This is a genomic window from Chryseolinea sp. H1M3-3 (genome assembly GCF_029360725.1).
In the GTDB taxonomy this organism is placed as follows: Bacteria; Bacteroidota; Bacteroidia; order Cytophagales; family Cyclobacteriaceae; genus Chryseolinea.
Window position 1 is genome coordinate 61,304 of sequence record NZ_JARKMY010000001.1, and the last position, 15,932, is coordinate 77,235.

At 44.6% G+C, this 15,932-nt stretch carries 8 protein-coding genes; all 8 read right to left on the reverse strand.

What is annotated here, in order from left to right; all coding sequences use genetic code 11:
- Window positions 1–92: 92 nt before the first annotated feature.
- The gene (locus tag P2W71_RS00240) at window positions 93–1,658 is read right to left on the reverse strand and encodes a glycoside hydrolase 43 family protein (RefSeq protein ID WP_276365472.1); all 1,566 of its coding nucleotides are present in this window, start codon (window positions 1,656–1,658) and stop codon (window positions 93–95) included.
- A 45-nt stretch (window positions 1,659–1,703) separates the two neighbouring features.
- Window positions 1,704–3,338: a glycoside hydrolase family 43 protein gene (locus P2W71_RS00245; protein ID WP_276368983.1), complete on the reverse strand. Its 1,635-nt coding sequence runs from the start codon at window positions 3,336–3,338 to the stop codon at window positions 1,704–1,706.
- Window positions 3,339–3,477: 139 nt separating this feature from the next.
- A complete protein-coding gene (locus tag P2W71_RS00250) occupies window positions 3,478–4,605 on the reverse strand; it encodes an esterase (RefSeq protein WP_276365475.1) in 1,128 nt (375 codons plus the stop codon).
- A 100-nt stretch (window positions 4,606–4,705) separates the two neighbouring features.
- Window positions 4,706–6,688 (reverse strand): sialate O-acetylesterase, encoded by a 1,983-nt coding sequence (locus P2W71_RS00255; protein ID WP_276365477.1) that lies wholly within the window; start codon window positions 6,686–6,688, stop codon window positions 4,706–4,708.
- Window positions 6,689–6,690: 2 nt separating this feature from the next.
- Complete coding sequence (locus P2W71_RS00260) at window positions 6,691–9,165, reverse strand: glycoside hydrolase family 95 protein (RefSeq protein ID WP_276365478.1); 2,475 nt, start codon at window positions 9,163–9,165, stop codon at window positions 6,691–6,693.
- A 46-nt stretch (window positions 9,166–9,211) separates the two neighbouring features.
- Window positions 9,212–10,228 (reverse strand): zinc-binding alcohol dehydrogenase family protein, encoded by a 1,017-nt coding sequence (locus tag P2W71_RS00265; RefSeq protein WP_276368985.1) that lies wholly within the window; start codon window positions 10,226–10,228, stop codon window positions 9,212–9,214.
- A 626-nt stretch (window positions 10,229–10,854) separates the two neighbouring features.
- A complete protein-coding gene (locus tag P2W71_RS00270; protein ID WP_276365479.1) occupies window positions 10,855–12,429 on the reverse strand; it encodes a SusD/RagB family nutrient-binding outer membrane lipoprotein in 1,575 nt (524 codons plus the stop codon).
- Window positions 12,430–12,433: 4 nt separating this feature from the next.
- A complete protein-coding gene (locus P2W71_RS00275) occupies window positions 12,434–15,736 on the reverse strand; it encodes a SusC/RagA family TonB-linked outer membrane protein (protein ID WP_276365480.1) in 3,303 nt (1,100 codons plus the stop codon).
- Between the last annotated feature and the right edge of the window lie 196 nt (window positions 15,737–15,932).

Sequence of the window (15,932 nt, forward strand, 5' to 3'; positions counted from 1 at the left end):
CATGCGGGGCGGCGTTGACGTCATTTACAACAAAACACGAGTCGTCTGGCCTAACAGTAACTGCGCGGACTGATTCCCTTTGCTAAAAGACGCTAATGTCCCGATATCCGATTTTCGATGCGGAAGAAATCAAAGTCTGCAAAGCCACCAATATTTCTTGATGCGTAGTTAAACAGGCCGAACCTGTACCCCATAAAATGTGGTAACGTGTAAGCCATGTGAAGCTGGGATCCAATGCGCGTCCACGATTTACCGTCATGGCTATAAAAAAAATCGGCTGTGTCCACCAGGTTTCTGAAGTTGCATTCAGTTTTGAGGTACACTGCATTCCTGGCGAGTGCTACACTTTCCACGTCGACAGGTTTTCCAGATTCAGCATTCACCATTACGATGGATTTAATTCCGTTGCTATACCGTACGCCTACCATCCCAAATTTTTTTTGAAGTAGCGCAAGGCCGGCAAAGTCGCCTTCCTTCATATTTGAAACATCCATGAAAGTGATGCCGGTACATTCCGGCCCAATGGTCCGCTGGGTTAATGTATTCCTTGCCAAAAAGAAAGATGTATCTATCCGACCCGTTGTAAGCCGAAGATACCCTTTCCTATCGGTGAGTGACCAAAGGGAGTTGTCTGGATTATGGTTCCACTGCCAAACCAATGGCAACGGACGTTCACCATCCTTCCGATTAAATTCGTCTGATGCAACAATACCAGGGATCAACGTCTTATTTTCAGGTAGATTGAGCGTCTCTGGTACTTTCCCATCTACGCCTAACACAGGCCATCCATCAATCCATTGTACCGGCACCAAATAGGGTATGCGTCCCACGGCACCGTAATCCCGAAATAAATAAGCGTACCAATTACCATCGGGTGTGTCTATAAGACCACCTTGCGCAACCCCCAGATCCTGCAACGCTACTTTACTTTCGTAAGGGCCTGTGATTTTATCAGCACGGTGAATAATAACAGTTCGCATACCACCCTTGGGCCACACGATGTTGAATAAATAATACTTGCCGTTGATTTTAAACAGTTGAGAACCTTCCGAAGGAAGCATGATATTAGTCCCTGCCGCTGCGCTGGCATTTTCGATAATAACTTGCTCAACGGTTCCTGCTTTTATACCGGATGCATCGCTATCGAGTTCAAGCAGCTTTAATTTGCCCGCGCCATAAATCATGTAAACGCGCCCATCATCATCAAAGAATAGTGAGTGATCATGATAGGAGGGTTTAAAAGATAATGCTTTCCATGGGCCTTTCTCAATATCCTTTGTTGTAAAAATGTATGTCTTACCCGTTGTTTGGGCAAATGTAGTAACGTAGTATTGCCCTTTGTGATATCTAAGGCTGCTAGCCCACGAACCTCTCCCGTAAGTACTTTTTCCGTTATTAAGATTTAGTTCATCAACATTTGCTAAAGTATCGTAGGCATAATTAACAAGGTGCCAGTTGACCAGGTCATTTGATTTCATGATCGGCACCCCCGGGCTCATATGCATGGTTGTGCTGCTCATGTAGTAAACATCACCCACACGAATCATAGCCATATCTGGAACATCGGCAAAAATAATTGGGTTGACAGCCTCCTTAACCTGTGCGACAACGCAATAGTGAATCAGAATAAATGTGGCCAGTGTCGCAATGAATTTCATATTCCTTAGTCTATCTTACTCCAGTTGGAAACCTGGCAGCGCTCATTATTTAAACATTGGGTCATTACCAGCATAGCGCAAATATTTAAAGGATGCGCTATTCGATGTTTCTATTCCAGACGAAGTAGCATACATACCAAAGACGCAGCCGATGAATCCGCCGGCGACATGCGTGCTTAAGAATTTGGCATCAACGTTATCTTTCAGAAGTACCCATTTGTTAGGTTTAAGCGCATATCGAAAACTATAGTTTTTACCCTCGGAATCAATACGCAACTGCATCTTTTCAGCGCCCGCTGCCAACAAAACCTGCGTGAGTAAATTCATGTTGTTGCTTTCAGGATTGCTTTTAAAAAGTTGTATAACGTCATTGCCCTTGTCCTTTGACTTGCACAAATAATAGAAGTGCTTTTCATCCTGAAAAATTATCAATCCAGCTTTTTCGTTATCCGACTTTGCTGAAAAGTCCAGGGCTATTTCAGCGCTGCTATTTATATGCTGCTGACGTTTCCCGATGAACGCAGGATTGCCAAGCTCCATGCAGGTTTCCGGCTTGAGTTTTAGTGTCAGTCCGTTTGTCTTGCTTAGGCTAAATGAACTGCTATCACAGGTCCGAAAAAAAATAAGTGCTGGATCAAGTTCCTTTTCAAAAGACAACGTGTATTGAAAATTCCCGCTTTGTGGTAGCGCATTCTTTTGCTTAATCTCTTTGTAATTGGTCTTGTATGTGTATTTTATTTCCTTGCTATCGGGGTTGATAACGGGCCATCCATCTTTCCATTCCACTGGTGCAATAAATGTTTCCCGCCCAGTATTGTAATAATTATCTTCATAAGGTCTAACTGCCAAAAAAATCGCATACATTTTTCCGTCCGGGCCTTCAACAAATTGAGCATGACCCGCAGATGTGATGGGATGCTTGCGATCTGCTGGTAGGTCCTTTTGTGTCAGAATAGGATTATGTTCATACGGAATGAAAGGTCCCCAAATCGATTTGCTTCTAAAAACAACTTCAGAATGATTTACAGATGTTCCACCTTCTGCAGCATATAGAAAATACCATTCCCCTTTCTTTATAAAATGTGGTGCTTCAATCCACACCGGTTTCTTGCTGATGTCAACACCGCCATTAATAAGGATTTTTTCTTCACCAACGACTTTAAGATTTACAGGATCGAATTCATACATCCTAACCGTCCTGTGTCCTGAATACAATGGCTTGTTTTCAGGAGCATCACTGTTGTAAACAATGTATGCTTTCGTGTCATCGAAATAGAGAGACGGATCAATGCCTTTTACTTCTGGTAGCCAAACCGGATCGCTCCACGGTCCGGCTGGATCATTTGCAGTAACAACAAAATTTCCTCCCTTATCGATAAGCGTGCATGTGACATAATAGGTACCATTATGATAGCTGATGGCTGGAGCGAATAATCCTCGCGTCATGCGATGCCCCATAAAATTCATCTGCGAAGGTCTGCTGATCACGTTTCCAATCTGCTTCCAGTTCTTTAAATCTTTACTATGAAAAACCGGAAGTCCGGGGAAATAAGAAAATGTTGAATTGATCAAATAATAATCAGATCCTACCTTGGCTACACTTGGGTCAGGATAGAACCCTGTTAAAATGGGATTGACCAGTGTAGTCGACTGCGCTAAAGTACAAATGCTGGATACCATCCAACCTGCGACGATTATAAGAACGATAATTCTTTTGGTCATCTCAATAAGTGTTAATTCTACAATTATAAATTAAGCTATCGGGAAAAGCAAGCATCGATTGTGACAACGGTTGAAATTTGACGTGGCTAGTCAAACCTTATCTAAACAGCTTCTGCGAAATGGTGGTGAGATACAACTTACAATTCATCCACGTATGTCCTCCATCGGAAATAAGCGTCTCATGTTTGATCCCCTTTTCATCCAAAACTTTGAGATATTCCGAAATGACTGGATACAAGCCATCGTCTTTACCTACCCCGATCCAAAATAATTTCAATTGTTTGTTGGTAAGTTGCGGGTTGGCAAAAGCTACTGCATTATTGCGGTCGAATTCTTCTTTTAACATCCCCGGAGCAAAACCGCACACCCAGCCGAACAATTCCGGATGGTTGAGGCCCAGGTACAACGTCTCTCCACCGCCGCCTGAAAATCCTGCAACGGCACGGCTATCCTTGTCTGTCTTCACCCGGTAGTTTTGTTCTATAAAAGGAAGAAGATTGTCTAAGAAATCTTTTGAGAACGCTTGCAGATTTTCCCAGTTTCGTAGACTACCCGACGATTTACTGATCACCGGATATGCACGACCATAAGGCATCACAATGATCATGGGCTTTGATTTACTCTGTGAAATCAGATTGTCAAGAATAACGTTTGCCCGGCCAACCTTCGTCCATGTTTCTTCTGTGTCGGTTGTTCCATGTAACAAATAGAGCACAGGGTATTTTGTCTTTGTATCTTTTTCATACCCTGGAGGCGTATAGACGACTACAGGCCTGATGCCTAAAACAGGTGATGTATAATAGCGGTAAGCAAGCGTGCCGTGCGGAACATTCTGAAGTGTATGTGGCAATGGCGTATTACCAGTAATTTCAACAATACTGCTTTGAAAACCTTCATTCGGAAAAATCGCCGAGTTCTTTGGATCCGCTACGGATATACCGTCCACAACAAAATGATATGGATACATGTCGGGTTTCACAGGACCAACAGTCACACTCCACACACCCGTTGAATCTTTTGTCATTGGTACCGCTGCTTTCTCAAACTGTGCGCTGAGCTTGACATCTTTGGCATCCGGGGCCAGATAACGAAAAACTACTGCGTTATCAGCGTTGATCTGCGGAGAAACAATTACCGGACCTCTCGATGGCTGAGCCGTGGCTAAACCTGCAGCGCATGATATAATGCTTATCAATATTAATTTTGGGAGATGCTGTTTGATCATATGTACTACTTATAAACGTATCTGGGAAATTAAATCGACGAAATCCGTTTGGCACAACAAAATCGTTGCTATTACTCTCTTCTTCATTATAGACATACCGTTAGAAATCATCCGTGCGGAAGGGAGATGCTGGCAGACCCTCCTGATTGAATAAGTTGGCGCCATCCGGATTATCGGACCAGGCATACCGCACCGCCACTGGGTTCGTTACTTGATCACTCCAAACCTCAACGCGGTTATTCCTTATGACGGTTTTAGCCCAAACAAATTTTTTGTCGGCACCTGCAATTGCAAATTGCTTAAGCGGTTCACCTCCCTTTGCAACGATTCCACTACCGGTATTCCTGAACGAAAGAATTATTCTATTGGCTTTCACCTTCATGGATTCGTATAACGGACCCGAATACACGATTTTATTGTCACCGTAGGCTACATGCTGCGCGGCCAATGCGAGCCGAATACCAATGTCTTTTTTGTTCAACGGGTGGATGTCATTCCATTCACCAACATCAATCGCCACAGCCATTCCTGTACGAGGTTCTGTTAATGTTTTCAATTGTGATTCCCGGAACATCGCCCAACTACTTTCAGAGGGTTCGGCTTGGGTTTCATGATAATTGGGTAATTGTACAAAGAGAAAAGGAAAGTCTCCTATCTGCCATTTATTTCGCCAGTTTCTAATCAATGCTGGAAACAAAGTCCGATGTTCGATTGCGCGACTCACGTTTGATTCTCCCTGGTACCAAATCACTCCTTTTATGGCATAGGATAATAGAGGTGAAATCATTCCGTTATATAATCCACCGGGTTTCCACATGACAAAGGTTGGTCCGATCAACGGTTCCATTTTAACCCCAAGCCTGTATTTCCAGAGGCCACTTAAACGAATAGTGTCCCGACCTGCTGCTATCATGTACGGTTTGTCCGGCACGAATCCTCCCTTTCCTGTATGGTTCACAAGCCGAACAATGATTGTGTTCTTTCCCGGTTTTAAAAGGGTAGCGGGAATATTATATTTTCTGGGTACATACATATTGCCAACGCCTCCAACGAAAATTCCATTGATAAAAGTCGAATCGGCATCCACGATATTCCCCAGGTGCAGTTTGCCTTCTACGCCTACCATTGAATTGGGAACTTCAAAATCTTTTCTGAACCAAATCACTCCGTTAACCGGCCCTAATTTTCCTTTCTCCCAAAATCCAGGCACGTCCATTTCGTCCCAAGTCGCAGTATTAAGATCTGGTTTACGCCAAACTCCTTGCGCATCTTTATACCCTTCATCATTTTCCCGAGCTTGTGTATTCCACGCGGCAATCCTTTTTCGATCCTCTCTTTCTACATTCGCGATAAATGTACTGTCTTTGTACTTTTGATATTCTTCAAAATGGTTTGGGAATTGTTTGAGGGCGTCCTCGCTCATCCACGATTCAGCACGAGATCCTCCAAGGGATGCATTGATCAAACCGATCGGGATCTTATATCTGGCGTACAAGTCTTTAGCAAAAAAATAAGCTACTGCTGAAAACCTAAGAACGGTTTTAGGATCGACACTTTGCCATGAGCCAGATGCTACATCCTCCTGGTCGCCATCGAATGTATACTTTCTCGGGACTGTAAATTGTCGAATGAATTTATTTTCAGCATGGGCAATTTCGTCACCATAAATCGAACTTGATGACATCATAACGAACTCCATATTGGACTGACCGGAACAAACCCAAACATCACCTATCAGTATATCGCGCACTGTTATCTCATTGCTTCCGTCGATTTTCATTTCATGAGGACCGCCGGCTTTCAGTTCCGGCAACATAACGCTCCATGAACCATTGGTTCCTGCAATGGAACTATAGGTTGCCCCGAGAAAATGAACGCGAACTTTTTCGCCCGAAGTTGCCCATCCCCATATTTTTATTTTAGTATCACGCTGCAATACCATACCATCGCTAACCAGTTTGGGCAACCGTATCTGGCTGAACGATGTGAGCGCGATAAGGAAACTAAATAAGAATAATAGAAGTCTTGCAGTGCTACAATTCTTATTACTTGATCGTCGTTGATGTTCAATAAACCTGATCATGATTAATTGGCTTTCAATGTGTAGGTCTTGCCAGGCTGCGTATTGATATCATAAAGCAATGTTTCGTTAAGTTGTGGTGGGGTTACGTTTGCCCTGGATGATATTACGGGTGCAGGTGTTTCTTCCGTCTGAAATAAAGAATTTTGATTCTTTCCAACTGCCTGACTAAGCGCAACACCATTGTCCAGCCTGACTTCATTAGGAACTCGCAGCCGAAGGTTACCGCCTAATGTTGATTTAATAACAACCCTAGTCACCTTTGCATCCTTCCAATATAATTCAACTATTTCAAATCCACCTCTTGCACGCAAGCCTTTAACGCTGCCTGTTGGCCAAACATCAGGTAAGGCTGGAATCAGGCTGACGGCGCCATCGGCACTCTGCATCAGCATTTCGGCAATTCCTGAAGTACAACCGAAGTTGCCATCAATTTGAAAAGGCGGGTGTGCATCAAAAAGGTTGTTGTAGGAGCCCCCTCCCTCACGGTCCGTTCCCACCGGTGAAAGTTGATTTTGAATCAGCTTGTAAGCGTGATTACCATCCAGCAACTTAGCCCACCAATTTACTTTCCAGCCCATACTCCAACCGGTAGAGACATCACCCCTGTGAAGCAGCGTAGTCTTAGCGGCACTGTACAATTCAGGCGTATGATAGGGCGAAATCTGGTTAGAAGGATATAAACCATACAAATGCGAAACATGCCGATGATGATCATTCGGATCATCGATATCTTCCAGCCACTCCTGCAGTTGACCATGCTGTCCGATGTGCATTGGTGCCAGTTGCTTGCGCATTTGCTTCAGGGTGTCAACAAAGGCCGCATCTTTTTTCAAAGTCTCTGCCGCACGTATTGTAGAACTGAATACATCAAAAACAATCTGGTTAGTCATGGTGGTGCCAACATCAAGGGAGGATCCCTGGTGTGCTTGTGGTGCATTCTCTGGTGACATGTCGGGATTAACAACTAACCAGTGATACTTGGGATGCTCAATCAGAAAATCTACATAGAAAGTCGCCGCACCTTTCAGTACAGGGTAAACAGTAGCAAGGAATTCTTTATCGCCGTTGTACAGGTAATGCTCCCACAAATGTTGACTTGTCCAGCCGCCACCTGAAGCCCATGCGCCCCAAAACGCTCCATCGATGGCACCCGTTGCACGCCAGATGTCTGTGTTATGATGCGCCATCCACCCCCTGGCCCCGTACATTACTTTCGCCGTTTCCTGTCCAGTTTCAGAAAGTTCTTTCACCATTTTCAAAAAGGGTTCATGCAACTCCGCCAGATTGGTTTTCTCAGCAGGCCAATAATTCATCTCTGCATTGATGTTGATGGTATATTTGCTGTCCCAGGGTGGCTTTATTTTATGATTCCATATTCCCTGCAGATTTGCCGCCTGGCCACCGGGTTGTGAAGACGAGATCAGCAAGTAGCGGCCATATTGAAAATAAAGCGCAGCAAAGTGCGGATCATGGGAGGAGCTAAATTTCTTCAAACGCTCATCTGTCGGCAGGTTTTCGGCGTTATTACCGCCCAGGTCAAGCTTCACGCGGTCGAAATATTTTTGATAGGCTTTAACATGAGCGTTCAAAATTCTTTCAAAAGATTTTGGATACGCAACGTTCATATATGTAGAAGCTCTTTCGTTTTCATTGCCGCTGATATCCTGATAGTTGTTAAAGTTAGTGGCTATAGAGATATAGAGCGTGGCTGCGTTCGCATCTTTAACAACCAGGGAGGTATCATTCGATGATAAAGTACCTCCTTCCAGTTTAATGCGCGTGATCCCTTTAAACCGTACCTTACCCTCTACTCCTTCGTGGTCAATCGTTGTGCCCGCAATAGTGAGCTCTTTTGTGGAGGATGTTTGAATCACAGCCTTTGGCTGCGGTGTTGAATAACTTGCCGAAAACGATAAGCTTCGCGGCCGGCTTGCTGTCAGCCGGATGACGATGACACGATCAGGGAATGACGCCAGTACTTCCCGAGTGTACACAACATCCCCTACGGTGTAAGAAGTTTTCGCTACGGCCTTTTTAATATCGAGCTCGCGGTAGTATTTCGTAAAACTGTTGTGTCCATTAAAGGTCAGGTGAAGACTGCCAACGGGCTGAAACATCTGGCCATGAGATTTTTTTGTAATAATGGTTTTGTTCGCAAGCTGCTCCGCTTGTTTTTGGTTCCCATCAAATATCAGTTGTCTGATTTCACCGAGGGAAGCCAATGCTTCCGGGTTATCATTTCTGTTGGGACTGCCACTCCAAACCGTGTGTTCATTGAGTTGAATGGTTTCATGAGCAACATTCCCAAAGACCATTGCCCCTAACCTACCATTTCCCACAGGTAAGGCGTTTTCCCAAGTGCTCCCAGAAGGATTTTTGTACCAGAGTTTTAAAACATCGTCATGCTGTGCGAAGCTGAAAGTTGTTGCTATTAACAGCAGCGGAAACGAACACACGACCCTTGTTAAAAAATACATTATATGCTTACGTTAATATTATCAGAATACTTCAATGTTTTGCCTACTAGTCAAAGTCGATCATCGCTTTGATAACACCCGAACCTGGATTCAGCCAACCTTCAAATTCTGTTATCACATTGTTGAACGACGCGCGGTGGGTAATATAAGTAGAAGGGCGGATGGCGCCATTCTTCAGCGATGAAATAACATGCTCGAAGTCTTCGCGGGTCGCATTACGACTGCTCATTAACGTTCCTTCTCTTTTATGAAATTCTGGATGGCTGAAGGAAATATCGCCTCGTTGCAAACCGATCAATACAAACCGTCCGCCATGTGCCATAAATTTAAAAGCGTTATTAATCGCTTTTAAACTGCCAGTAGCATCGATCACAACAGTTGGCATATCGCCGTTTGTAATTTCACGCAAGCGCCCATCGACATCAGGCTCAAGGGCATTAACGGTATGGCTAACACCCAACTTGTTTTTACAGAATTGTAGGCGTCTTTCGTTCAAGTCCAATGCAATTACTTTTCCGCCGGCAATTCTCGCAAACTCGATTGCTCCCATACCTATCGGTCCTGTCCCAACTACCAACACAAACTCGCCTGGTTCAACCGCTGCACGCCGCACCCCATGTGCACCAATTGCCAAAGGTTCAACCAACGCCATTTCATCCAAACTCAACCCTTGAGCATGCAGTAGGGATTTGGATGGAACCAACACATATTCCGCCATACCACCGTCGATATGTACACCACAAACCTGAAGGCGCACGCAACAATTTGATCTTCCCGAACGGCAGGCTATACATTCACCGCAATTGAAATATGGCATAAATGAAACAACTTCATTCAGTTCGAACCCGGGGGCATTTATTCCTGCGATCAGTTCGCCCGACAGCTCATGCCCTAAGATCCGTGGATAGCTGAGGAAGGGTTGGGTGCCTTCAAAAGCGTGTAAGTCTGTGCCACAAACGCCTACGCGTTTAATTTTAATAATGGAATGATCTTTTATGAGCTCCGGTGTTGGTTGATAACGATACTCAAACTTCCGGGGCTGAGCGCATACTAATGTCTTCATCATTTTCTCCATATCATCATCTCGTTGCCGGCGCTTAGTCCAACACCGTTCTATTACAGGTTGAAAAAATTGAATTTGCTAAATAAGTGTTGGTTATACAATTATAACTAACCGGATTGGATTTGCAAGCAACGTTTGCAACAACTATTGAAGAACAAGAAAGCTGCGGGTCGGTGGAGGCAACAACTGTTTTATCGCATTCATTAAATGATGCTGTGCTGGTCTTCCTAGAATTTTGTTGTCGTCTCTAATTCAATATGTGCATGGTAGCCGGGTGTGTTACCACCCGACCTTAACCACTTACTAACCCTAACCAGGGGTTAACTTTAAACCGTAAGGTTTCTATATCTTTAGTCGTTCTTGCCTGCGCCGATTTCATTTTGTGCCGCGCAACACCGAAGAAGCGCCGTGCCGCAGTAGTTTTCCGCACTTATACCTTTCTGCCAAGTATCCCATATTTGAACAAGAAAAACTTCCAATAACAAACAGTGGCGATTATTGTAAAAATTACCTGTCTCTCTAAAGGTGAGAGACAGGTGGATTTGGATGGGTGGTTTCTCATTAAGGTTGGCCTCTTCCAAGCTGCTTATCTTTAAGAAGGCTCAAATGTTTGTAAGGAGGTGTTACTAGGGAACATCCCAAAATACTCGCGTCGTTAACTTATCGCCACCAATCGCCGTAACAGCATCGCCATAATTCTTTGAATTCGCGGAACCTTCAACATCAGGATACGACATCCTTCTGATGAACCCGCCATTCAAATTGTTATTAGCCAGATTAGGAGCTAAAACCGGGTAGCCGCTTCTCCTGAAGTTGGCAAATGCTTCCGACCCATTTCTAAGATTCACAATCCAATACTGCGTATTGATCAACTCAAAAGCTTCCTCATCAGTGGTCGCCTGGTTGAAGTCCACACCCGGATCGGCGAGATAGGTTGCAATATCGGTGGTAGAGATTGCCGTTGTTCCCGGGTAGAGTGCATACACCTCCATGTCAGCTTTAATACCATTTTCGTAATACGTTTTTGCATCACCCGACACCCAACCTCTAACGGCTGCTTCTGCGAGCAACAAAGAAGTTTGCGAATAGGTAACATAGAAATCAGGGGCAGCAGGAGATGCCACTTTCCATACGTTCATCTGTGAATAATTAAGACCAGTTCCCCGAGGGCCTCTATGGACACCGCCGGCCGCGAGAGTTACGTTGTTCACCCCAATAGGAACACCAAACTGACTGGCTAAATCTGTATTAGGATTTGCCTCATTTGAAACAGCACCTGGATCTGTGAAAGTTGCTAAAATAAATTTTCCGCGTGGATCATTGGTTGACTTCAGTTGATCTACGAACGGCTCTGCAGCATAATTGAAGTGAGAGAAGTTTCGCAAGTTATTGTTTTCTGTTTGCGCATTTAGCGTCCCATCGTACTTAACGTATGCGTTATCCGCATTGGATTCCATTACGCCACCGGCAAATGCTTCCGCTACTATAGACTGAGCTTTAGCCGGATCCGCCTTGGAATAGCGCATCCCTAATCTTAACAACAAGGAATTACCCAATTTTTTCCACTTGGCTACCTGATCAGCAGATGTTGTAGTCTTGACAGCGGCTTGCGCATTCGCTCCATAAAAAAGGTCGGCAGAAACATAGTCGGCACCCGGGTTTAATGCAGCGAGTGCTTCCTGAAGCTCCTTATGCAGATCGAGATAAATGGCGGCATCATCGTCATATTTAGGGTAGAAAGATTCATTGGTTCTTTCCAATCCTTTTCCAGCATCAAAGTAAGGAACATCGCCATATTCATCGACCAGGCCCATGAATATTTGAACCTTCCAAATGCGGAGCATGCTCATTAAGTTAACGCGTTCCGTATCGGGTCCTAATAACGTCATCGCTTGTGAAATACTTCTGATCGGTCCAGGATAAGATTGGTCCCACTTCGGCGTACTGATGCCGTCGATATCTGAGTTGAAATTGAAGCCGAGTGTAGCCCCCTGGTTGTAAGGACTTACAAAATGCTGAACAATTGTATGTTCCGCAGCCCAGGTTCCCAGGTGAGAACGTTGCGCTCCGGCAAACAAAAGCGCGGGATCAACTTCCGTTACCGCATAGGGGTTGGTATTAACCTCTACAAAATCCTCATCGCATCCAGCCGCAAAAAGAAGGGCGATGCATATCAGTATATATTGCTTTATGGTCTTCATAGTTTTAGAATCTAACATTTAGGCTTAAGTTGTAATTACGCGTCGTCGGAAGCGAAGAGTTCTCATAGCCGGCTCTAAAATCACCGGAAGACTGGACAGCTTCGGGATCCAAGCCTGGAAGGTCTTTGTAAAGAATAGCTACATTACGGCAAGCTGCGGAAAGGGTCAGGCCCTTCACAAATTTTAAGGCAGGGACTTTTTCTATTACGCTGGTAAAATTGTAAGAGAGTGAAATGTTTCTCAGCTTGATGAAATCTGACTTAAAGGTGAATGGATCTCCGATTTGCGTGTTCCGATAATCCGTATAGTGTGCCTGAAGGTCGGTGACTGGAATTACAGTGGTATTGGTTTCGCCATCGCTTTCTCTGACACTATTAGGAATTACCAGGCCATTTTCTCCTTCACGGCGGCCCTCCAACGATAGCTTACTATGTCCTTGCCTTGTCATGTTCAAGAGCGTAGAAGACAGCACCGTGCCGCCAAACTTGTAGTCAAGGTGTACCCCCAGCGTTAGATTTTTGTATGTAAAAGTATTATTCCAACCGCCGACATGTTTAGGGATGGAACTACCGACAGGAAGAAAACCATTCGTTTTTTCTGCTCCCGGGGTAGCACTTGTCGTTGCCAGTAACCGACCTGAGTTGCTGACAAGAATTTGACCATTATCATTTCTTCGATAGGTTCTCGTATACAACTGGTTCATTGGCATCCCTTCGGTGTACCTTAATTCCCCAAGAAATTCATTACCGGTACCATTAAAATACAATAACAATATGGTCCCGCTCTCATTACCAACATCAAGTACTTTTGTAGCGAGATAGGCGTTGTTCCACGAAGTTGTCCACCTAAAATTGTTAGTCTCGAAAGGTGTAACTTCTATCAAAGTCTCCAGGCCGCGGTTCTGCAGCGACGCTATGTTTTGTTTGAAATTATTGAAGCCAGATGTATTGGAAAGTGCAACATTCAAAATCTGATCTGTTGTTACTTTATCAAACGCTGCAACATCCAGAAGCACCCTGTTGTTGAACAATCTCAACTCGAGGCCAATTTCTTTTTCTGTTACAGTGAAGGGGCGAAGATCGGGGTTAGGAACATTACCACCGCTAACTCCGCCTGAAGTCTGGCCATTAAATGCCGGGTTGATAGAATACGTTAAAACATTTTCATAAACGTTTACACCATTAGCACTGCCTACTTCCGCCCAGGAAGCTCTTACTTTTCCGTAAGAAAGCCAGTTCTGCGCTTCAAACAATTCTGAGAAAATGAAGCTACCCGAAATAGATGGATAGAATACGCTATTATTGTTCGGATTCAAAACTGAGAACCAGTCTTGCCTGCCAGTAAAATTCAAGTAAAACATCCCGTTGTATCCAAATTCAGCTATTCCATAGAGTGAATTAATTCGGCTGCGCGTAAACTGATAAGGTTGGAAGGGAGGATTACCTGTATCATTAGTGCCGAAAGACGTTCCGTTCCTAATGGAATAAAGATCAGGCGCCACGAAAAGCCGTGAATATTGAGCATTTCTTTGCCACTTCGTTCGCCATGTGTTTCCTCCTACGCTCGCATCGATCGAGAATTTACCGAACTCCTTATTGCCACCCACCAGGAAGTCTGCATTTATATCGGTACTTACCGTTTGCTCAATGTCGTAACGACCCCGATAATAACCTGTGCTGCCTTCGAAAAGTGTGGTGGCTCCGGTACCGTTAAGTGCGTTCCACTCCATAAAACTGTTGGCATGATCATAGTTAAACCGGCCTTGCACATAGAGCCAGTTAGTAAGATCATAACGTAACGTGGCAGTTCCAAGAAGACGATTTCTGTCTTCGTTAAAGTATTGTCCTTTTTGCAAGGCGTAGTAAGGATTATTAATTGTGCCTAGGAATCCGTTAGTTTTATATTCGGATCCGCTAACAGGATCGATAGCGTTATCCCTGTAGGCTTCCAGTGGAACGGAAATCGGCATCCTGTTAAAGAAGTTTACAGCACCGTCACCCTGCGTACCTATCTGAGGAGGGTTGCTGTTATCCTCCTTAGCATAATTGAGGTTTAATTGTAGTTTGAGTTTTTGCGTGATGCTATGATTGATCCCAACATTAAAAATCCGCTTCTTATATTCATTGTTGGGCACGATACCCTTAGCATCCGTATTTGAAAATGATGCCCTGAAACTTCCGTTCGCACCACCGCCTGACAATCCAACGGTGTTTGTGAAATTTGTGCCCGTCCGCAAAAAGTCAAAAAGTTGGTTAGGGTAAGCGGAGTAGGGTCTCATAACTCCATCAAAATTGATGGTGGGCTCACCGTCTAACCGCGCACCCCAGCCAAACTGACCATTACCTTGAGCCTGTCCCTGCGTAGTAAATCTGGCGCCCGCTAATCCCTGGCCATATTCAGTTTGGACAATCTCGTCCATGAAATTCAATGCCGTCGACGTAGTATAGCTCGATGTAAAATCGACTCCCATTCCCTGGTTCTTACTCCCGGATTTGGTGGTGATGATGATAGCTCCATTGGCCGCTCTAGCACCATAGATGGCGGCAGCTGTGGCGCCTTTCAATATCGTCATGCTTTCAATGTCATCCGGATTAATATTCTGAAGGTTATCGCCCCGGTCGCGCTGTGCTACTGCACCTGCTCCATTGGCTCCCCTTGCATCCTGATCTATGGGAAGACCATTAATTACAATAAGCGGTGCGTTGTTTGCTCCCGCAAAAGCTGCTTGTCCGCGGAGGCGTATCTGCATACTTGAACCTGCGCCGGCAGCAGGAGGTGTGATATTTAAACCGGCAACCTTACCTTCAAGAGACTCCATTACGTTAGTCGTCCTGTTTTTTATAAGCTCATCGGTTTTAACGCTGGTGACGGCGTAACCTAATTTTTTTGATTCTTTTTGAATCCCTAGCGCTGTAACTACCACTTCCTCCAAAGATCTGACGTCTGGGTTCATGGCCACGTCAATAACGGTTCGACCACTCACGGCGACTTCCTGAACGGAATAGCCAACAAAGGAAAACACAAGAATGCTTGAGGCATCAGGTACATCAATGGAATACCTGCCGTCAGCGTCTGTCGTAGTACCGGTTGTGGTACCTTTTACAACAATGTTGACTCCGGGGAAGCCTTCGCCATTTTCGTCGGAGACTCGGCCTGTGATGCCGAGTGCCTCGCGAGCGGTAACACGCTGCAAATTCGATCCGGAATTTTGATCGGTTCCTGCCTTTGAAGCATATAGCTCATTTGTCTGTGCTATTGCCCCAACATGAAGTAGCAGAACCATACTCAATACGTAGAGATGCTTCATAGTTTTTGGATTGGGTTTAGATAAGGTGTACTGACACTAAACTGCTTTAACATTTTGAGCAGCGGCGTTTAACCGCAGTTCAAACGTTTGAACAGATAATGTAAATATTCTAAACCCCGTGAGAAGTAGCTTCCAATAAAGGCCAACGATGATTTTTACACAAAAAATTCAGCTTATTCAGTGACTTAGACGGGAC

Excerpts from the sequence above, each read along its gene's own strand:
- P2W71_RS00240 (WP_276365472.1), bottom strand. The coding sequence starts at position 1,658 with ATGAAATTCATTGCGACACTGGCCACATTTATTCTGATTCACTATTGC.
- P2W71_RS00245 (WP_276368983.1), bottom strand. The coding sequence starts at position 3,338 with ATGGTATCCAGCATTTGTACTTTAGCGCAGTCGACTACACTGGTCAAT.
- P2W71_RS00250 (WP_276365475.1), bottom strand. The coding sequence starts at position 4,605 with ATGATCAAACAGCATCTCCCAAAATTAATATTGATAAGCATTATATCA.
- P2W71_RS00255 (WP_276365477.1), bottom strand. The coding sequence starts at position 6,688 with ATGATCAGGTTTATTGAACATCAACGACGATCAAGTAATAAGAATTGT.
- P2W71_RS00260 (WP_276365478.1), bottom strand. The coding sequence starts at position 9,165 with ATGTATTTTTTAACAAGGGTCGTGTGTTCGTTTCCGCTGCTGTTAATA.
- P2W71_RS00265 (WP_276368985.1), bottom strand. The coding sequence starts at position 10,228 with ATGAAGACATTAGTATGCGCTCAGCCCCGGAAGTTTGAGTATCGTTAT.
- P2W71_RS00270 (WP_276365479.1), bottom strand. The coding sequence starts at position 12,429 with ATGAAGACCATAAAGCAATATATACTGATATGCATCGCCCTTCTTTTT.
- P2W71_RS00275 (WP_276365480.1), bottom strand. The coding sequence starts at position 15,736 with ATGAAGCATCTCTACGTATTGAGTATGGTTCTGCTACTTCATGTTGGG.